The sequence below is a fragment of the Aeromonas sp. ASNIH2 genome (assembly GCF_002934795.1).
Classification (GTDB): Bacteria; Pseudomonadota; Gammaproteobacteria; order Enterobacterales; family Aeromonadaceae; genus Aeromonas; species Aeromonas caviae.
Map to the genome: position 1 here is coordinate 3,337,408 of NZ_CP026406.1, position 18,127 is coordinate 3,355,534.

At 61.5% G+C, this 18,127-nt stretch carries 18 protein-coding genes; 15 read left to right on the plus strand and 3 right to left on the minus strand.

The window, feature by feature from the left end; genetic code table 11:
* Positions 1–2: 2 nt before the first annotated feature.
* The 12 genes from nrdR to C3F36_RS16000 all read left to right on the plus strand — a co-directional run bounded on the left by nrdR (position 3) and on the right by C3F36_RS16000 (position 12,330).
* The gene (gene nrdR / locus C3F36_RS15945; protein WP_010675395.1) at positions 3–452 is read left to right on the plus strand and encodes a transcriptional regulator NrdR; all 450 of its coding nucleotides are present in this window, start codon (positions 3–5) and stop codon (positions 450–452) included.
* Positions 453–729: 277 nt separating this feature from the next.
* On the plus strand, positions 730–1,839 hold the full coding sequence (gene ribD / locus C3F36_RS15950) for a bifunctional diaminohydroxyphosphoribosylaminopyrimidine deaminase/5-amino-6-(5-phosphoribosylamino)uracil reductase RibD (RefSeq protein ID WP_039040300.1): 1,110 nt from the start codon (positions 730–732) through the stop codon (positions 1,837–1,839).
* Between the two features lie 55 nt (positions 1,840–1,894).
* Positions 1,895–2,548, plus strand: a complete 654-nt coding sequence (locus C3F36_RS15955; protein WP_104456070.1) for a riboflavin synthase — start codon at positions 1,895–1,897, stop codon at positions 2,546–2,548.
* 137 nt (positions 2,549–2,685) lie between these two features.
* On the plus strand, positions 2,686–3,795 hold the full coding sequence (gene ribBA, locus C3F36_RS15960) for a bifunctional 3,4-dihydroxy-2-butanone-4-phosphate synthase/GTP cyclohydrolase II (RefSeq protein WP_039040299.1): 1,110 nt from the start codon (positions 2,686–2,688) through the stop codon (positions 3,793–3,795).
* A gap of 133 nt (positions 3,796–3,928) precedes the next feature.
* Entirely contained in the window at positions 3,929–4,399 is a 471-nt protein-coding gene (gene ribH / locus C3F36_RS15965) for a 6,7-dimethyl-8-ribityllumazine synthase (protein ID WP_010675391.1), read from the plus strand.
* Between the two features lie 14 nt (positions 4,400–4,413).
* On the plus strand, positions 4,414–4,827 hold the full coding sequence (gene nusB, locus C3F36_RS15970; RefSeq protein ID WP_010675390.1) for a transcription antitermination factor NusB: 414 nt from the start codon (positions 4,414–4,416) through the stop codon (positions 4,825–4,827).
* A 57-nt stretch (positions 4,828–4,884) separates the two neighbouring features.
* The gene (gene thiL / locus C3F36_RS15975; RefSeq protein ID WP_104455434.1) at positions 4,885–5,844 is read left to right on the plus strand and encodes a thiamine-phosphate kinase; all 960 of its coding nucleotides are present in this window, start codon (positions 4,885–4,887) and stop codon (positions 5,842–5,844) included.
* Entirely contained in the window at positions 5,841–6,329 is a 489-nt protein-coding gene (locus C3F36_RS15980) for a phosphatidylglycerophosphatase A family protein (protein ID WP_104455435.1), read from the plus strand. Before thiL ends, C3F36_RS15980 begins: the two co-directional genes overlap by 4 nt.
* A 645-nt stretch (positions 6,330–6,974) precedes the next feature.
* Positions 6,975–8,699: a dipeptide ABC transporter ATP-binding protein gene (locus tag C3F36_RS15985; protein ID WP_010675387.1), complete on the plus strand. Its 1,725-nt coding sequence runs from the start codon at positions 6,975–6,977 to the stop codon at positions 8,697–8,699.
* Between the two features lie 58 nt (positions 8,700–8,757).
* Positions 8,758–10,314, plus strand: a complete 1,557-nt coding sequence (locus C3F36_RS15990) for an ABC transporter substrate-binding protein (RefSeq protein WP_010675386.1) — start codon at positions 8,758–8,760, stop codon at positions 10,312–10,314.
* 96 nt (positions 10,315–10,410) lie between these two features.
* Complete coding sequence (locus C3F36_RS15995; protein WP_039040297.1) at positions 10,411–11,385, plus strand: ABC transporter permease; 975 nt, start codon at positions 10,411–10,413, stop codon at positions 11,383–11,385.
* Positions 11,386–11,388: 3 nt separating this feature from the next.
* A complete protein-coding gene (locus C3F36_RS16000; protein ID WP_029314771.1) occupies positions 11,389–12,330 on the plus strand; it encodes an ABC transporter permease in 942 nt (313 codons plus the stop codon).
* Positions 12,331–12,552: 222 nt separating this feature from the next.
* On the opposite strand, the gene dxs is transcribed toward C3F36_RS16000, so the two are convergent.
* Genes dxs through xseB form a run of 3 tightly spaced genes read right to left on the minus strand, consistent with a single transcriptional unit; the run spans position 12,553 to position 15,582 of the window.
* A complete protein-coding gene (gene dxs / locus C3F36_RS16005) occupies positions 12,553–14,418 on the minus strand; it encodes a 1-deoxy-D-xylulose-5-phosphate synthase (RefSeq protein WP_043153238.1) in 1,866 nt (621 codons plus the stop codon).
* A gap of 21 nt (positions 14,419–14,439) precedes the next feature.
* Complete coding sequence (gene ispA, locus C3F36_RS16010) at positions 14,440–15,330, minus strand: (2E,6E)-farnesyl diphosphate synthase (RefSeq protein ID WP_041215676.1); 891 nt, start codon at positions 15,328–15,330, stop codon at positions 14,440–14,442.
* On the minus strand, positions 15,331–15,582 hold the full coding sequence (xseB, locus tag C3F36_RS16015; protein WP_104456071.1) for an exodeoxyribonuclease VII small subunit: 252 nt from the start codon (positions 15,580–15,582) through the stop codon (positions 15,331–15,333).
* Positions 15,583–15,816: 234 nt separating this feature from the next.
* Here xseB and pomA point away from each other — a divergent pair, with 234 nt between their 5' ends.
* The 3 genes from pomA to greA all read left to right on the plus strand — a co-directional run bounded on the left by pomA (position 15,817) and on the right by greA (position 18,101).
* Complete coding sequence (gene pomA, locus C3F36_RS16020) at positions 15,817–16,575, plus strand: flagellar motor protein PomA (RefSeq protein WP_029314770.1); 759 nt, start codon at positions 15,817–15,819, stop codon at positions 16,573–16,575.
* A gap of 10 nt (positions 16,576–16,585) precedes the next feature.
* Positions 16,586–17,479, plus strand: a complete 894-nt coding sequence (locus C3F36_RS16025) for a flagellar motor protein MotB (protein WP_042878323.1) — start codon at positions 16,586–16,588, stop codon at positions 17,477–17,479.
* 145 nt (positions 17,480–17,624) lie between these two features.
* Positions 17,625–18,101: a transcription elongation factor GreA gene (gene greA, locus C3F36_RS16030; protein WP_045525791.1), complete on the plus strand. Its 477-nt coding sequence runs from the start codon at positions 17,625–17,627 to the stop codon at positions 18,099–18,101.
* Positions 18,102–18,127: the final 26 nt, after the last annotated feature.

The window sequence follows — 18,127 nt, forward strand, 5'->3', positions numbered from 1 at the left end:
AGATGCATTGCCCTTTCTGTAGTGCCGTTGATACCAAGGTGATCGATTCCCGTCTGGTGGCCGAGGGCCATCAGGTGCGCCGCCGTCGCGAATGCCTGCTCTGTCACGAGCGTTTTACTACCTTCGAAATGGCCGAACTGGTCATGCCCCGCGTCATCAAGTCCAACGGCTCCCGCGAGCCCTTCAACGAAGACAAACTGCGGGCCGGCATTCTGCGGGCGCTGGAGAAGCGGCCGGTGAGCATGGAGGCCATCGAGAAGGCGGTCAACCACATCAAGTCCCGCCTGCGGGCCACCGGCGAGCGTGAAGTCGCCTCCCAATTGGTGGGCAATCTGGTGATGGATGAGCTCAAGAGCCTGGACAAGGTGGCCTACATCCGCTTTGCCTCCGTCTACCGCAGCTTTGAAGACATTCGCGAATTCGGGGAAGAGATCGCCAAGCTGGAGAAGTAACGCCGGCCTGCGGCTCCCTATGTGAACAAGAGAGGGGCTGCCGTTGCGGCAGCGCCAGTTGTTACACCAGTGAGACATCCAGATAGTGCATCGTTGCACTGGTGAAAAAGTATGAGGGCGTGCGGCCGCATCCTGCGATGTGTGTGCCCGTCGCCATGGCGTCAGATGCCATGGCCGATCTGCCCGAGAAGGCGTGCGGCAAGCGCGTACACCCTATTTTCTTGTCCCATCGGATGGCCGTGCCACGGGGGACAGGTTGCTGGACACAGGAGCCCGGATGTTTAGTCAAGACGATTACCAATGGATGAGCCGGGCCCTCGAACTGGCCCGGCGCGGCCGTTATACCACGGCCCCCAACCCCTGCGTCGGCGCCGTGCTGGTGAAGGCCGGCGTGGTGGTGGGGGAGGGCTGGCACAAGCGGGCCGGTGAGCCCCATGCCGAGGTCTATGCTCTGCACGCGGCAGGGGAAGAGGCCCGCGGTGCCACCGCCTATGTGACCCTGGAGCCCTGCTCCCATCATGGTCGCACGCCCCCCTGCGCCGAGGCGCTCATCAAGGCCGGGGTGACCCGGGTGGTCGCCGCCATGGTGGATCCCAATCCCCAGGTGGGCGGGCGTGGCCTGCGGATGCTCTCCGAGGCGGGGATCAAGACCGATTTCGGCCTGCTGGCCGCGGAAGCCGAGGCCCTCAACCCCGGTTTCTTCAAGCGGATGCGCACCGCGTTTCCGCTGGTGACGGTCAAGCTGGGGGCGAGCCTGGATGGTCGCACCGCCATGGCGAGTGGCGAGAGCCAGTGGATCACCTCTCCGGAGGCGCGCCGGGACGTGCAGCGGCTGCGGGCACGTCACGATGCGGTCCTCTCCAGCGCCGAGACCGTGCTGGCAGATGGCGCCTCCCTCACCGTGCGCTGGGACGAGCTGCCCCCCTCGGTCAAGGCGGTCTATCCCAAAGAGACCCTGCGCCAGCCACTGCGGGTCATCGTGGATTCGCAAAACCGGCTCACCCCGGATCTGCCCCTGTTCCAGAGCGAGAGCCCGGTACTGCTGGCCCGCCACAAGGCATCCGGTGAGTGGCCCGCCTGGGTGCAGCAGCTGGAGGTGCCGCTGCTGGATGGCAAGCTGGATCTGGTCAGCCTCTTCATGCTGCTGGCCAAACAGAACGTCAACTCGGTACTGGTGGAGGCGGGGCCACGGCTGTGCGGCGCCCTGCTGGAGAAGGGGCTGGTGGACGAGCTGGTGCTCTATCAGGCGCCCAAACTGATGGGGGATGAGGGGCGCGGCCTGTTCCATCTGCCGGGGCTGACCCGGCTGTTCCAGGCCCCCAAACTCAACCTCAAGGATGTGCGCATGCTTGGCCAGGATATTCGCATCACTGCGAAAATAGCCTGATTTTTCAATGTTCACGGGGGCATCCGTCGCCCCCGTCATCAGCAAGGTGATCTGCATGTTTACCGGAATTATCGAAGCGGTGGGAACCCTGGCCGAGCTGCGTCGCCAGGGGGAGGACATGGCCCTCACCGTGCACGCGCCTACCCTGGACTTCAGTGACGTCAAGCTGGGCGACTCCATCGCCACCAACGGCGTCTGCCTCACCGTGGTGGCGCTCGGGGATCACAGCTATACCGCCGACGTCTCCCTGGAAACCCTCTCCCGCACCGGTTTTTCTGCCGCCAAGGTGGGGGATCCGGTCAACCTCGAGAAGGCGTTGATGCCCACTTCCCGCCTCGGCGGCCACCTGGTCTCCGGCCACGTGGACGGCATCGGCGAGGTGAAGAGCAAATCGTCCAGCGGCCGCGCCATCGAATACTGGATCAAGGCGCCGGGGGAGCTCTCCCGCTACATCGCCGAGAAGGGCTCCATTGCAGTGGATGGCATCAGCCTCACCGTCAACGCCGTGCAGGGGGATCTCTTCCGGCTGACCATCGTGCCCCACACCGCCCAGGAGACCACCATCGCCCGCTGGAAACCCGGCTACCGGGTCAACCTCGAGGTGGACCAGATAGCCCGCTATCTGGAGCGGCTGATGACGGACAAGCGCGAGCAGAGCAATGCCTCTACCCTGACCCTGGAGAAGCTGGCCCAGTCCGGATTCTTGTGAGCCGTTTTGACGGGAAAACGCGGTTCTGTGATCCCGCGCGGATTGAAACGGGGCCGCGTGCCCCCATCTAGAGCACAATACGCAGTATCAAGTCGAGCCGACTGGCTCAATCCCCAAGCATGTTGATGGAGTAGCCCATGGCGCTGAGCACGACCCAGGAAATCATTGCCGATATCAAGGCTGGCAAGATGGTGATCCTGATGGATGACGAAGACAGGGAGAACGAAGGGGACCTGATCATGGCCGCCTCCTGTGTCCGCCCGGAAGACATCAACTTCATGGCGCGCTACGGTCGAGGCCTCATCTGCCTGACCCTGACCCGGGATCGCTGCAAGCAGCTGGCGCTGCCGCTGATGGTCGATCGCAACAATGCCCAGTTCTCCACCGCCTTCACCGTCTCCATCGAGGCGGCGGAAGGGGTGACCACCGGCATCTCCGCCGCCGACCGCGCCGTCACCGTGCAGGCTGCGGTGGCGCCCCATGCCAAGGCCGCCGATCTGGTGCAGCCCGGCCACATCTTCCCGCTGATGGCGCAGGATGGCGGTGTGTTGACCCGCGCCGGCCACACCGAAGCGGGCTGCGATCTGGCCCGGCTGGCCGGCTTCGAGCCTGCCTCCGTCATCGTCGAGATCCTCAACGAAGACGGCACCATGGCCCGGCGCCCGGATCTCGAGATCTTCGCCGAGCAGCACGGCATCAAGCTCGGCACCATTGCCGACCTTATCGAATACCGCAACCAGCACGAGACCACGGTAGAGAAGGTGGCCGAGTGCAAGTTGCCCACCGAATACGGCGAGTTCGACCTCGTCACCTTCCGCGACACCATCGACAACCAGGTCCACTTCGCCCTGAAGAAAGGGGACGTGAAGGCCGACCAGCCGACCCTGGTACGGGTGCACCTGCACGACGTGCTGAGCGATCTGCTGCTCACCGACCGCCACAGCGCCCGCAGCTGGCCGCTGCCCAAATCCATGGCCCGCATCGCCGACGAGGGCGGGGTGCTGGTGATCCTGGGGGCGGAAGCCCATGGCGCCGAGCTGCTGGCCAGGGTCAAGGGTTTTGAAGCCGCCGACAAGGGGCTGGCGCCGGAAGGGGCCAAGTGGCAGGGCACCTCGCGCCGGGTCGGCGTCGGTTCCCAGATCCTCAAGGCGCTGGGGGTCGGCAAGATGCGCCTATTGAGCTCTCCCAAGAAGTACCATGCCCTCGGTGGCTTTGGTCTGGAAGTGGTGGAGTACGTCGGCGAGTAAGCGCTGCGTACGGTTGAATTCATCACCATGGCCGCCCGTTGCGGCCATGGTTTTTTGTCGCGGCTCTGTTGTGCTAGAATGCGTGCACTTTTGAGCCCGGCCCCTAATTGATTGCACAGAGACAGGATTTCCAATGAAGATTATCGAAGGAAATATCGCCGCTCCCGAGGCGCGTGTTGCTATTGTCGTTGCCCGTTTCAACAGCTTCATCAATGACAGCCTGGTGAACGGCGCGCTGGACGTGCTGAAGCGTCAAGGTCAGGTCCAGGAGAGCAATCTGACCCTGGTGCGCGTACCGGGGGCCGTCGAAATTCCCCTGGCGGCCAAGAAGCTGGCCAAGAGCGGTCAATACGACGCCATCGTCGCACTCGGCACCGTCATCCGCGGCGGTACCTACCACTTCGAACTGGTAGCGAGCGAGAACGGCAAGGGTCTGGCCCAGGTGATGATGGAATACGACATTCCCGTTGCCTTCGGCGTGCTGACCACCGAAAACATTGAACAAGCCATCGAACGCGCCGGTACCAAGGCGGGTAACAAGGGTGCAGAGGCTGCACTGAGCGCGCTCGAAATGATCAACGTCCTGAAACAACTGGACGTGTAACGAGGAGAAATGCATTGAAACCGTCCGAGCGCCGTAAGGCCCGCCATTGCGCCACCCAGGCCATCTACCAGTGGCAGATGACCCAGGCCAACGTGGGCGACATCGAAGAGCAGTTCAAGATCGATCAGGACACCAAGGGTGTGGACCTGAACTATTTCCGCGATCTGCTGTTCGGGGTTGCGGTCCACTGCAACGAGCTGGACAAGGTGTTCGCGCCTTTCCTCTCCCGTCCGCTGGAAGAAGTGGACATGGTGGACAAGGCGATCCTGCGTCTGGCGACCTACGAGCTGACCCGTCGTGAAGATGTGCCGCCGCGCGTGGTGATCAACGAAGCGATCGAGCTGGCCAAAGCTTTCGCCGCCGATGACAGCCACAAGTTTGTCAACGGCGTCCTGGACAAGGTGATCAAGACGCTGCCCAAGCGCTGATCCTGCTGTCCGTCAGCAATTAAGAGAGGAGCCAGCTTATTGCTGGCTTTTTACTGTATGGGTGAATTTGAGCTGATTGAGAAGTACTTCAAGGTCCCCCACGCCCGCAAGGACGTGGTGATGGGCCCTGGAGATGACTGTGCCCTGCTGACCCTGCCCCCCGACGCCCAGTTGGCGGTGAGCACGGACACCCTGGTGAGCGGCGTGCACTTCTTCCCCGACATGGATCCGGTGGATCTCGGCTACAAGGCGCTGGTGGTCAATCTCTCCGATCTGGCCGCCATGGGTGCCGAGCCGCGCTGGGTCTCCCTGGCCCTGACCCTGCCCGCCATCAACGAGCGCTGGGTCGCCGGTTTCGCCGAAGGGTTCCTCGAGCTCGCCGAGTACTACAACGTGGCGCTGGTGGGGGGAGACATGACCCGCGGGCCCCTCTCCATCACCGTCTCGGTGAAAGGATCGGTCCCGGCAGGTCGCGCCCTGCTGCGCAGCGGCGCCAAGGCCGGTGACGGGGTCTACGTGACCGGTACCCTGGGAGATGCCGCCCTGGCGCTCTCCCACCTGCTGGGCAAGCGCACCCTCAACGAGAACCAGCTGGCGGCCGTGCTGCCGCGCCTCGACCATCCCCATCCCCGCATCCTGGCCGGTCAGGCCCTGCGCGGGCTGGCCAGCAGCGCCCTGGATCTCTCCGACGGCCTGGCGTCCGATCTCGGCCACATCCTCAAGGCGTCCGGCGTGCGGGCCCAGATCGATCTCAACCTGCTGCCCCTCTCCCCCGTGTTGCAGGATGCAGTGCCGGCCATGGATGCCTGGCAGCTGGCCCTGTCCGGGGGCGATGACTACGAGCTCTGCTTCACCGTGCCCCAGGAGCATCACGGCGCCCTGGACACGGCGCTGGCCAATTGTGGCGTGAAGTTCACCCGCATCGGTCGCATCCTGGCCGGGGAGCCTGGCATCGACTACCTGCAGGACGAACAACCCGTCGAACTGCACCTCAAGGGCTGGGATCACTTCGCATGATGTCTTTCAAGATAAAGCCCGAACTGACGCGGCTGAACCTTAAAAACCCGCTCCACTTCCTTGCGGTTGGGTTTGGCTCCGGCCTCTCCCCCAAGGCGCCGGGCACCATGGGGACCCTGGCAGCCATCCCGCTCTATCTGTTGGTGAGCGGGCTGCCGACCTCCTGGTTCATCGTCCTGCTGGTGGTGGGTTTCGTGGCGGGCATCCGCATCTGCCAGAGCGCCACCGACGCCATCGGGATGCCGGATCACGGGGCTATCGTCTGGGACGAGGTCATCGGATTCGGGGTCACCATGATTGCGGCCCCGGCCGGCTGGGAGTGGGTGCTGGCGGGTTTCATGCTGTTTCGCCTGTTCGACGTGCTCAAGCCCTGGCCCATCTCCTGGTTCGATCGCCGCATTCACGGCGGGCTTGGCATCATGCTGGACGATCTCATCGCCGGCCTGTTCGCCCTGGCCTGCATGCAACTGCTTGCCCACTGGTGAGGGGAGGCGGCTCCCGAACGCCCGTCTCGTTGTTTTTCACTCCTCTCCCTTGCAAAGAGGTCGGATATACCGCACACGCAGGCCCTGAGGGGCCTGCGTTTTTTTGTATGCAATCCCTCCCGGCTTGCCGTGCCGGCGGGTCTGTGGCCCAGGTTGATCCTTCTGCATTGTCCCTATTTAGCTCTGCCTATTTTTACTTACTCCAGATATGCTGCCGTCAAAAAATCATTTCACATAAATATTCACTACTCATTCGAAGCTCGCCAGCATAATGCTGATAGTGAATAAGATGGTTTGTTGCTATTTTGTTGAAACATAATTGGTTGATGGTCTCGCATTGCCAGCGTAATCTCTGGTAATGTGACTTTTATCGACATTTTAACCCCAGGGTGTCGGCATTCTCTGGGCAAAGTATTGCGAAATTGTATAACTGGATCATTTACACCCGCGGGCAAACCGACTAACTTACTCGCGGGTTATTCCAAAAAAATGCAAAAAACCCGCCCGGATCGCTGGTTTGGCTGCCTCATGGATTGAGCGTTAATTACACAACAACGGCTCTCGAGCAGTACCAAGGCACAACCAGCATCTGCGGCTGATTTACGGACGAATTATTTGGGACGGATGTCCCCCGCAGAGGTAACCATGTCCTTGCTTGAAGTCAAAAACTTGCGGATCGAGTACCCCTCCCGCTACGGGGTGCTTGCCGCGGTCAAGGATCTCTCTTTTTCTGTTGAAAAGGGCGAGATCGTCGGCGTCGTCGGTGAGTCCGGCGCTGGCAAATCCACCATCGGCAACGCCGTCATCGATCTGTTGAGCCCGCCCGGTCGCATCGCCCGTGGCGACATCTACCTCAACGGCGAGCTCATCTCCGGCAAGAGCCAGAACGAGATGCGGGCCATTCGCGGCTCGCGCATCGGTTTCATCTTCCAGGATCCCATGACCTCCCTCAACCCGCTGTTCACCGTGGAGCAGCAGCTGGTGGAGACCATCCTCGCCAACACCGACCTGTCCCGCGAGGCGGCCTTTGCCAAGGCCCTCGAGCTGATGGGGGCGGTGGGGATCCCGAACCCGGACGTGCGCATCAAGCAGTATCCTCACCAGTTCTCCGGTGGCATGCGCCAGCGGGTGGTGATCGCCATCGCCCTCTCCGGGGATCCCGAGCTCATCATCGCCGATGAGCCGACCACGGCGCTGGACGTCTCCATCCAGGATCAGATCCTCCAGCTCATCCGCAACCTGTGCAAAGAGCGCCAGGTCGGCTGCATGCTGGTGACCCATGACATGGGGGTGGTCTCCAACGTCACCGACAAGGTGGCGGTGATGTACCGCGGCGATCTGGTGGAGTTCGGCACCACGGAACAGGTGCTGGGCCGCCCCAATCACCCCTATACCCGCAGCCTCATCTCGGCGGTGCCCCGCTCGGATGTCAAGCTGGTACGCTTCCCCCTGGTCTCCTATATCGAGGATGCCGGTGCGGCGGATACCAGCATCGATCTCAAGACCCACTGGCTCGGCCAGAGTCAGGACGAGCGCACCTATGAAGGCGCGCTGTTGCGGGTGGAGAACGTGGATCTGAAGTTCGTCACCAAGGATTCCATCTTCCCGAGCCGCCGCCAGTACGTGCGCGCCTGCAACAACATCAGCTTCGAGATCTTCGAGGGGGAGACTTTCGGTCTGGTGGGGGAGTCGGGCTCCGGCAAATCCACCATCGCCCGTGCCATCACCGGGCTCTATCCGCCCGATACCGGCAAGATTGTCTTCGAGGGGATCGATCTCACCGCCCTGAAAGGGGAGCACGAGCGTCGCCCCCTGCGCCGCCAGATGCAGATGGTGTTCCAGAACCCGTACTCTTCGATGAACCCGCGCATGAAGGTGCGTGACATCATCGCCGAGCCGATCCGCTTCCACCGCCTCGCCGAGAGCGAGCGGCAGATAGAGCAGATCGTCGGGGACCTGCTGGATCACGTGGGCCTGGGCCGCGGCGCCGGGGTCAAGTATCCCCACGAGTTCTCCGGTGGCCAGCGCCAGCGCATCTCCATTGCCCGCGCCCTGGCGACCCGCCCGCGCTTCCTCATCTGCGACGAGCCAACCTCGGCGCTGGATGTCTCGGTGCAGGCCCAGATCCTCAACCTGCTCAAAGACTTGCAACAGGAGCTTGGGCTCACCATGCTGTTCATCAGTCACGATCTGCCGGTCATCCGCCAGATGTGCGACCGCATCGGTGTGATGCAGCACGGTCATCTGGTGGAAGTGGCCGAGACCGAGAAACTGTTCACCAATGCCGAGCATGAGTACAGCCGCAAGCTGATCTCCCTCATGCCGGAATTCAAGGGAATGTCCCGCGAGGGGCTGGAAATCGCAAGCTAGGAAAGCACCGGTTCGCCGGTTTGTCTGTCAATAAAAAGCCAAAAGCATGGAGAAAGACATGAAGAAAGGATTATCCAAGATCGCCATGGCGCTGTTCGCCGCTGGTCTCGCGTTCAACGTTTCTGCTGCCGACATCAAGGTCGCCGTCGCGTCCGACGCCACCTCGCTGGACCCGCAGGAGCAGCTCTCCGGTCAGACCCTGGAGATGTCTCACCTGGTGTTCGACCCCCTGATGCGTTACACCCAGGATCTGCAGTTCGAGCCGCGTCTGGCCGAGAAGTATGAGCGCATCGACGACAAGACCGTCCGTTTCCACCTGCGCAAGGGTGTGAAGTTCCACTCCGGCAACGACTTCACCGCCGATGACGTGGTATGGACCGTCAACCGTCTGAAGGCCTCCCCGGACTTCAAGGCGATCTTCGACCCCATCGCCGAAGCCAAGAAGGTGGATGATTTCACCGTGGATCTCGTCACCGCCAAGCCGTTCCCGCTGGTGCTGCAGACTGTCACCTACATCTTCCCGATGGACTCCAAGTTCTATAGCGGCAAGACCGAGGCGGGCAAGGACAAGGCCGAGATCGTGAAGAACGGTGACTCCTTCGCCTCCACCAATGTCTCCGGTACCGGTCCGTTCAGCGTCAAGTTCCGCGAGCAGGGCGTGAAGTTGGAATACGTGCGCAACGCCAACTACTGGGACAAGGCCTCCAAGGGCAACGTCGAAAACCTGACCGTGGTACCGATCAAGGAAGACGCCACCCGTGTTGCAGCCCTGCTGGGCGGCGACGTGGACATGATCTACCCGGTTGCCCCGAACGATCTGGAGCGCGTGAAGAACGGCAAGGATTCCCAGCTGGTCACCCTGTCCGGTACCCGTGCCATCATCATCGAGCTGAACCAGAACACCAACCCGGCGCTGAAAGACAAGCGTGTGCGTCAGGCGATCAACTACGCCATCAACCAGGTGGGCATCGTCGACAAGATCAACAAGGGCTTCGGTACCCCGGCCGGCCAGCTGAGCCCGAAAGGCTACGCAGGCTACAACGAGGCGCTCAAGCCCCAGTATGATCTGGCCAAGGCCAAGGAGCTGATGAAGGAAGCCGGTTACGAGAAGGGCTTCAAGATGAGCTTCATCTCCCCGGCTGCCCGCTACGTCAACGACGTCAAGATTGCCCAGGCTGTCTCCGCCATGCTGTCCAAGATCAACATCAAGGTGGATCTGAAGACCATGCCGGTGGCCCAGTACTGGCCGGAGTTTGACAAGTGCGCCGCTGACATGCAGCTGATCGGCTGGCACTCCGACACCGAAGACAGTGCGAACTTCTTCGAGTTCCTGACCTTCACCAAGGATGCCAAGACCGGTATGGGTCAGTACAACTGCGGCGGTTATGCCAACGCGGAAGCTGACAAGATGGTGATGGAAGCCAACACCGAGACCGATCCTGCCAAGCGTGCCGCTATCCTGCAGAAGGTGGAAGCCATGCTGATCGACGACGCCGCCTATGTGCCGCTGCACTGGGAAGACCTGGCCTATGGCGCCAAGAAGAACGTCGACATCAAGCCGGTGGTCAACGTGATGAACTTCCCTTACCTGGGTGACCTGGTGGTCAACAAGTAAGCGAAGCGCTTAAGGAAGGACCCGGCGGGGCACCCATGGTTGCCCCGCCATTAACAGAAGCCTGTGCCAAGACACAGGCCACGTAGAAGGACAAGCATGTTTACATTCCTGCTGAAACGGTTCTATCAGGCCGTGATAGTGATGTTCGTCATCAGCCTGGTCGCCTTCTCCATCCAGGACAACCTGGGGGATCCGCTGCGCGAGCTGGTGGGACAATCCGTCTCCGAGTCCGTGCGCCAGGAGCTGCGCGACAAGATGGGACTCAATGATCCCTTCCTCGTGAAATACAGCCGCTTCTTGAAGAACGCGGTACACGGGGATCTGGGCACTTCCTATTTCTTCAAGCGACCAGCCCTCGAGGTTATCCTCGACAAGCTGGTGGCTACCCTTGAGCTGGTGTTTGCCGCCGCGCTCATCATCGTCGTGGTCTCCATTCCGCTGGGGGTTTATTCGGCGATAAGACCGCGCAGCATCCTCACCAAGGTCATCATGGCGGTGAGCAGCATCGGCATCTCGATCCCGGTCTTCCTGACCGCCATCATGCTGATGTACCTCTTCTCCATCCAGCTGGGCTGGCTGCCGGCCTATGGCCGTGGCGAGACCTACAACCTGCTGGGCTGGGAGTCGGGCTTCTTTACCTGGGACGGTATCCTGCACCTGGTGCTGCCTGCGGTCTCCCTCTCTTCCATCATGCTGCCGCTGTTCATCCGGCTGGTGCGCTCGGAGATGCTGGAGCAGCTCTCCTCCGAGTACGTCAAGTTTGCCCGTGCCAAGGGGCTGGACAACAACAAGGTCTACTACCAGCACGCCCTGAAGAACACCATGCTGCCGGTCATCACGGTGGGCGGTGTGCAGATCGGGACCATGGTGGCCTACACCATCTTGACCGAGAGCGTGTTCCAGTGGCCGGGGACCGGCTTCCTCTTCCTTGAGGCGATCCACCGGGTCGATACGCCGCTGATCACCGCCTACGTCATCTTCGTGGGCCTCATTTTCGTGGTGACCAATACCCTGGTCGACCTGCTCTACGGGTTGATCAACCCGACCGTCAACCTGACCGCCAAGGGGTAACAGATGACTAATGCTGTAACTGCAAGCCCAAGCCGTTGGGCACGCTTCAAAAATTCCGACATCGTCTACTACTTCCTGCGGGACAAGGTAGCCATGTTCAGTTTTGCGGTGTTTGTCGTCTTCGTGCTGGCGGCCCTGCTGGCACCCTGGATCGCACCGCACAACGTCTATGACCAGACCAGCTTCGATCTGATGGATGCGGAGCTGCCCCCCTCCTGGCTGGAAGGGGGCGAGGCCCGCTTCTGGCTCGGGACCGACAACCAGGGACGCGACATCTGGAGCACCATCCTCTATGGCGCCCGCATCTCGCTGACCATTGGTCTGTTCGCGGTGGGGCTGCAGCTGGTGCTCGGTATCGTCATCGGTCTGATGGCCGGTTACTTTGGTGGTCGCATCGACAACCTGCTGATGCGCTTTGCCGATGTGCAGCTGTCGTTCTCCACCATGATGGTGGCGATCATCATCTCCGCCATCTTCCAGGCGACATTTGGCTCCGAGTTCTACTCGAAGTTCGCCATCCTGATGCTGGTGGTGATCATCGGTATCGCCGAGTGGCCCCAGTATGCCCGGACGGTGCGCGCCTCCGTGCTGGCGGAGAAGAAGAAGGAGTATGTGGAAGCGGCTCAGGTGATGGGGTTCCGCGCCCCGCGCATCATGTTCCGCCACATTCTGCCGAACTGCCTGTCCCCCATCCTGGTCATCTCCACCGTGCAGGTGGCGAACGCCATCATGAGCGAGGCGGCCCTATCCTTCCTGGGTCTGGGGATGCCGGTTGATCAACCGTCCCTGGGGTCGCTCATCAGCGTGGGCTTCAACTACATCTTCTCCGGCTCCTGGTGGATCACCGCCTTCCCGGGCCTCTGCCTGGTGGTGCTGGTGCTGGTGATCAACCTGCTGGGTGACTGGCTGCGGGATGTGTTCAACCCGAAGATCTACAAGGGCTGATAAACCTTTCCACGAACTGGCTGCGAGGCCGTGATCAAGGTTCAAGTGCTGCTCGCTTATGTGGAACCAAGGAGTGTTCAGGTATGTCTCGGTTCCTGAGCGGCTTGTAACCTTGTTGACGGCCTTCTCGCGACAGTATGTGAACAGGGTTGGTCTGGCACAGTGAATAACAAAAAAGGGCGCCATCAGGCGCCCTTTTTTTATTGCTTGCGATAACCCTTGTCAGGCCTGCAGCCAGCTCTCGATGCGGGTCTGAATGCCCACGCTGTCCAGCCCCAGCAGGGCGTAGATCTCATCCTGGGTGCCCTGCTCGATGAAGCGGTCCGGCAGGCCGAGGTTGAGCACCGGTTTGCACTGCTTGCAGCCCATCAGCAGCTCGTTCACCGCAGAGCCTGCACCGCCCATGATGGCGTTGTCCTCAAGGGTGACGAACTGATCGTGGGAGGCGGCCAGAGAGAGCACCAGCGCCTCGTCCATGGGTTTGACGAAGCGCATGTCCACCAGGGTGGCATCCAGCGCCTCGGCGGCTGCTCTGGCCTGTTGCAGCAGGGTGCCGAACGCCAGGATGGCGGTCCCCTTGCCCTCGCGAACGACACGTCCCTTGCCGAGGGGCAGGGCCTGCATCTCACTCTCGGCCTGGATACCGGTGCCGCTGCCACGGGGGTAGCGCACCGCCGCTGGCCCGTTGCACAGATAGCCGGTGTAGAGCATCTGGCGGCACTCGTTCTCGTCGGACGGGGTCATCACCACCATGTTGGGCACGGTACGCAGGAAGCTGATGTCGAACGCCCCCTGATGGGTCGGGCCGTCGGCCCCCACCAGACCGGCCCGGTCGATGGCGAAGAGCACCGGCAGGTTCTGCAGCGCCACGTCGTGGATAAGCTGGTCATAGGCCCGCTGCAGGAAGCTCGAATAGATGGCGACCACGGGTTTCTGATCGGCGATGGCGAGACCGGCGGCGAAGGTGACCGCATGTTGCTCGGCGATGGCCACGTCGAAGTAGCGATCCGGATATTGCTGGCTGAATTTCACCAGACCGGAGCCTTCGCGCATGGCGGGGGTGATGCCGACCACGCGCTCGTCCTTGGCGGCGATATCGCACAGCCACTGACCGAAGATGGCGGAGAAGGTGGGTTTGCCACCGGCGCTCTTGGGCAGGGCACAGTCATCCGGGTTGAATTTGGGGACGGCGTGATAACCGATGGGATCTTTTTCCGCCGGCTCGTAGCCCTTGCCCTTCTTGGTCTTGACGTGCAGCAGCTGGGGACCCTTGAGATTGCGCATGTTGCGCAGGGTTTCGACCAGGGCATGGATGTCGTGACCGTCGATGGGGCCGATGTAGTTGAAGCCGAACTCCTCGAACAAGGTACCCGGTACCACCATGCCCTTGAGGTGCTCCTCGGCCCGCTTGGCGAGCTCCTTGACCGGCGGCAGCCCCGCCAGCACCTTCTTGCCCCCCTCGCGAATGGTGGTGTAGAGCTTGCCGGACATCAGCCTGGCGAGGTGATTGTTCAGGGCCCCCACGTTCTCGGAGATGGACATCTCGTTGTCGTTGAGCACCACCAGCATGTCCTTGTGGACGTCGCCGGCGTGATTGAGGGCCTCGAAGGCCATGCCGGCGGTGATGGCGCCATCACCGATGACCGCGACCACCTTGCGGCCAAGCCCTTCGCTCTCGGCCGCCACCGCCATGCCGAGCGCCGCCCCGATGGAGGTGCTGGAGTGGCCCACGCTGAGCACGTCGTACTCGCTCTCTTCCCGCCAGGGGAAGGGGTGCAGGCCATCTTTCTGGCGAATGGTGTGAATGCGCTCCCGTCGTCCGGTCAGGATCTTGTGGGGATAGGCCTGGTGGCCTACGTCCCACACCAGCCGATCGAAGGGGGTGTTGTAGACATAGTGCAGGGCGACCGTCAGCTCGACGGTGCCAAGGCCGGAGGCGAAGTGGCCGCTGGAGCGGCTCACCGAGCGCAGCAGATACTCGCGCAGCTCGTTGCACACCACGGGCAGCCGCTCGAAGGGGAGGGATCGCAAATCGACCGGCGTGTCCGCGAGGGCCAGGTTGGGGAAATCGCTAATATCAACGCTCATATTGTTACTGTTATCCAGCGTTTAGTGGGTTCGCTCGATGATGTAATCGGCAAACGCTTCCAGAATGTCGGTATTGTAGGGCAAGGATTGCAGGGCTGTTAAGGCCTTGTCATGCAGTTCGCGAGCCAGCTCACGGGCATTGTCGAGTCCGAGCAGGGCCGGATAGGTACTCTTTTCCAGCGCCAGATCCGAGCCTTGCGGCTTGCCCAGGGTGGCAGTATCGCCCGTGATGTCGAGGATGTCGTCCTGCACCTGGAAGGCGAGTCCGATGGCGGCGGCATAGGTTTGCAGGGCGGTGAGGGTGGCAGGTTCCACGTCAGCCTTGCACAGGGCGCCGAGGGTCACGGCGCACTCGATGAGGGCCCCGGTCTTGTGGCGGTGCACCTGCTCCAGCTCGGCGAGGCTGATCCGGCGCCCTTCGGCGTCCAGATCCAGTGCCTGACCGCCGCACATGCCGAGATAGCCGGACGCGCGGGCCAGGGCACTCAGCATCCGCACCCGGTTGGCCATCAATGTATCGGGCATGGGGTGGTCGGCCAGAATGGAAAACGCCAGGGTCTGCAGGGCATCGCCCGCCAGGATGGCAGTGCCTTCATCGAAGGCCTTGTGTACGGTGGGCTGGCCACGACGCAGGTCGTCGTCATCCATGGCGGGCAGGTCGTCGTGCAGGAGGGAGTATGCGTGAATGCACTCCACGGCGGCGGCGGGGCCATCCAGCAGTTCGCTCTTGACGCCCAGCATCTCGCCGACGGCATAGACCAGGAAGGGGCGCACCCGTTTTCCACCGAGCAGCAGGCCGTATTTCATCGCGTCCCGCAGACGTGGCGCCATGGCGGGCAGGGCGTCAAGCTGTGCCGAGAGGCAGTCGTCGATGCGGCGCCGATGCAGGCGGGAGAAATCGTCCAGGGTCACTCACTCCTCTCCTTGCTCTGACTGAAAGGGGACCGCCTGCTCGCTGCCGTCGGCCTGGGTCAGCAGGATCTGGATCTTCTGTTCGGCCTGCTCCAGCTTCTGCTGGCCGGCACGCACCAGATGGATGCCCTGTTCGAAATGTTTGAGTGCCTCCTCGAGGGGGAGCGAACCCTGTTCCAGTTGATGCACTATGGTTTCCAGCTCTTCCAGGGTGGCATCAAAACTCAGACGGTCGATTTTTTTACTGGCCATGTCCATCCTCGGGGATTGAAAAAAACGGCTCATCTTAACATCGACCGGCCACAGGGGGGAGGCAGAAAAACGCGGCGTCCTCAAACTATCCTGACCCTGGCCGATAAGAACGGGCATGCAACCACGCATTGCCGATCGGCGATTGCGGTGTGCCGGGCTTGCTGCCGGGGACGCAATAGCAGAAAATTCAACGCAATATAATGAGACGGCACGTTCGGCGACAGGAGTAGGGATGTGGATTTAGGGAGTCTGATAGGCTTGGTGCTGGGGTTCGGGGTCGTAGTGTACGGCATGTTGCTGGGCGGCCCCATGAGCATGTATGTGGACATGCCATCGGTCTACATCACCATACTGGGGTCCGTGTTCATCTGCATGATGAAGTTCAACCTCGGTCAGTTTCTGATGGCCTTCAAGGTCGCGGGCAAGGCCTTCATGTACAAGGGGGACAAGCTCGACGATCTCATCACCAAGGCGGTGGAACTGGCGGATGCGGCCCGCAAGGGGGGCTTTCTGGCTCTGGAGGCGGCGGAGATCCCCAATACCTTCATGAAGAAGGGCATCGACATGCTGGTGGACGGCCATGATGCCGACGTGGTGCGTGCGGTGATGGAGAAGGACATCGAACTGACGTCCGAGCGTCACGCCACGGCCATCAAGGTGTTCCGCTCCCTGGGGGATCTCGGCCCGGCCATGGGCATGATCGGTACCCTGGTGGGGTTGGTGGCCATGCTGGCCAACATGAGCGACCCCAAATCCATCGGTCCGGCCATGGCGGTGGCCTTGCTGACGACCCTGTATGGCGCCATCGAGGCCAACATGATTGCCATCCCCATCGCGGACAAGCTGGAACTGCGCAGCGGCGAGGAACAGTTGAGCCGCACCCTGATCCTCGACGCCATCATGGGGATCCAGGATGGACAGAACCCGAGGGTGATCCAGGCCATGTTGCAGAACTACCTGAATCAGTCCAAACGCAACAACGGGACCGAATAGGAGCGCACAGATGGCAAAGTGCAAGTGCCCGCCTCCCGGATTGCCCGGTTACATGGGAACCTTCGCGGATCTCATGTCTCTGCTGATGTGCTTCTTCGTGCTCTTGCTCTCCTTTGCCGAGATGGATGTGCAGAAGTTCAAGCAGATCGCCGGTTCCATGGAGAAGGCGTTCGGGGTGCAGAACATCCTGGAGGTCAAGGATATCCCCAAGGGAACCTCCGTCATCGCCCAGGAGTTTCGTCCTGGTCGCCCCGAGCCGACGCCTATTGACACCATCATGCAGCAGACCATCGACATGACCCAGACCGAGCTGGATTTCCAGCCTGGGGATGCGGACAAGGCGGGTGGACATGACAAGACCGAAGGCCAGCAGAGCGGTGGCGATACCGCCCAGGAGGCCCAGAAGGCGCAGGAACAGTCCAACACCCTGGCCAAGGCACTGGCGGAGCAGATGCAGGCCCAGATCCAGGATGGGGCCATCGAGATAGAGGCGCTGGGTCAGCAGATCATCATTCGCATTCGTGAGAAAGCGGCGTTCCCGGCGGGATCCGCCTTCCTGCAACCCCAGTTCTGGCCGGTGATCCGCAAGGTGGCTGCGCTGCTCAAGGATGTGCCGGGGGAGATCACCGTCTCCGGCCACACCGACAATGTGGCCACCGAGGACGAGTTGTTCCAGTCCAACTGGGAGCTTTCATCCCAGCGGGCGGTGGCGGTTGCCCACCAGATGATCAAGGTGCCCGGTTTTGACGGCAATCGTCTGGTGGTGCAAGGGATGGCTGATTCCCAGCCGCTGGTGCCCAACAACAGCCCGGAGAATCGGCGCATGAACCGACGTGTCGAGATCGCCATCATGCAGGGCAAACCGACGGTGTCGGCCCCGCTTGGCGTCTCGGAATCCAAGTAACGCTGGCCCAAAGCGGGATCCCGCTCGCAGGGGCTGACATGGATTTTGTGGCGGCTTCATATTAAGATGCCCCATCCGAACCGACAGCTGCGGCTCTCTTTTGATTGCCGCAGCTTCTCTTTATAAAGCAACCCAGGTTTCGACTATGAATCATACTCCGATGACTGTTCGCGGCGCTGAAAAGCTGCGTCAAGAGCTCGATTATCTCAAGACCGAGCTGCGTCCCCAGATTATCGAAGCGATTGCTGATGCCCGTGAACATGGCGATCTGAAAGAAAATGCCGAATACCATGCCGCCCGCGAGCAGCAGGGTTTCTGTGAAGGCCGCATTCAGGAAATCGAAGGCAAGCTCTCCAATGCCCAGATTATCGATGTCACCAAGATTGCCAACAATGGCCGTGTCATCTTCGGCGCAACCGTGACCCTGCTCAAAAGTGAAACGGAAGAGGAAGTAATCTACCGCATCGTGGGTGACGACGAGGCGGACATCAAGCAGAACATGATTTCCGTGAACTCCCCCATTGCCCGCGCCCTGATCGGCAAGGAAGTGGATGACGTTGCCATCGTCAAGACGCCGGGTGGCGATGTGGAGTATGAGATCCTGGAAGTTGCCTATCTCTGATTGAACGGCGGGGAAAGAGACAGGGG

What these genes read in the sequence shown, in the direction of transcription:
- xseB (WP_104456071.1), bottom strand. Translation starts at nt 15,582, where the DNA reads ATGGCCAGTAAAAAAATCGACCGTCTGAGTTTTGATGCCACCCTGGAA.
- C3F36_RS15980 (WP_104455435.1), top strand. Translation starts at nt 5,841, where the DNA reads ATGATGTCTTTCAAGATAAAGCCCGAACTGACGCGGCTGAACCTTAAA.
- ribD (WP_039040300.1), top strand. Translation starts at nt 730, where the DNA reads ATGTTTAGTCAAGACGATTACCAATGGATGAGCCGGGCCCTCGAACTG.
- nrdR (WP_010675395.1), top strand. Translation starts at nt 3, where the DNA reads ATGCATTGCCCTTTCTGTAGTGCCGTTGATACCAAGGTGATCGATTCC.
- C3F36_RS15990 (WP_010675386.1), top strand. Translation starts at nt 8,758, where the DNA reads ATGAAGAAAGGATTATCCAAGATCGCCATGGCGCTGTTCGCCGCTGGT.
- greA (WP_045525791.1), top strand. Translation starts at nt 17,625, where the DNA reads ATGAATCATACTCCGATGACTGTTCGCGGCGCTGAAAAGCTGCGTCAA.
- C3F36_RS16025 (WP_042878323.1), top strand. Translation starts at nt 16,586, where the DNA reads ATGGCAAAGTGCAAGTGCCCGCCTCCCGGATTGCCCGGTTACATGGGA.
- C3F36_RS15995 (WP_039040297.1), top strand. Translation starts at nt 10,411, where the DNA reads ATGTTTACATTCCTGCTGAAACGGTTCTATCAGGCCGTGATAGTGATG.
- C3F36_RS15955 (WP_104456070.1), top strand. Translation starts at nt 1,895, where the DNA reads ATGTTTACCGGAATTATCGAAGCGGTGGGAACCCTGGCCGAGCTGCGT.
- C3F36_RS16000 (WP_029314771.1), top strand. Translation starts at nt 11,389, where the DNA reads ATGACTAATGCTGTAACTGCAAGCCCAAGCCGTTGGGCACGCTTCAAA.
- ribH (WP_010675391.1), top strand. Translation starts at nt 3,929, where the DNA reads ATGAAGATTATCGAAGGAAATATCGCCGCTCCCGAGGCGCGTGTTGCT.
- dxs (WP_043153238.1), bottom strand. Translation starts at nt 14,418, where the DNA reads ATGAGCGTTGATATTAGCGATTTCCCCAACCTGGCCCTCGCGGACACG.
- ribBA (WP_039040299.1), top strand. Translation starts at nt 2,686, where the DNA reads ATGGCGCTGAGCACGACCCAGGAAATCATTGCCGATATCAAGGCTGGC.
- thiL (WP_104455434.1), top strand. Translation starts at nt 4,885, where the DNA reads ATGGGTGAATTTGAGCTGATTGAGAAGTACTTCAAGGTCCCCCACGCC.
- C3F36_RS15985 (WP_010675387.1), top strand. Translation starts at nt 6,975, where the DNA reads ATGTCCTTGCTTGAAGTCAAAAACTTGCGGATCGAGTACCCCTCCCGC.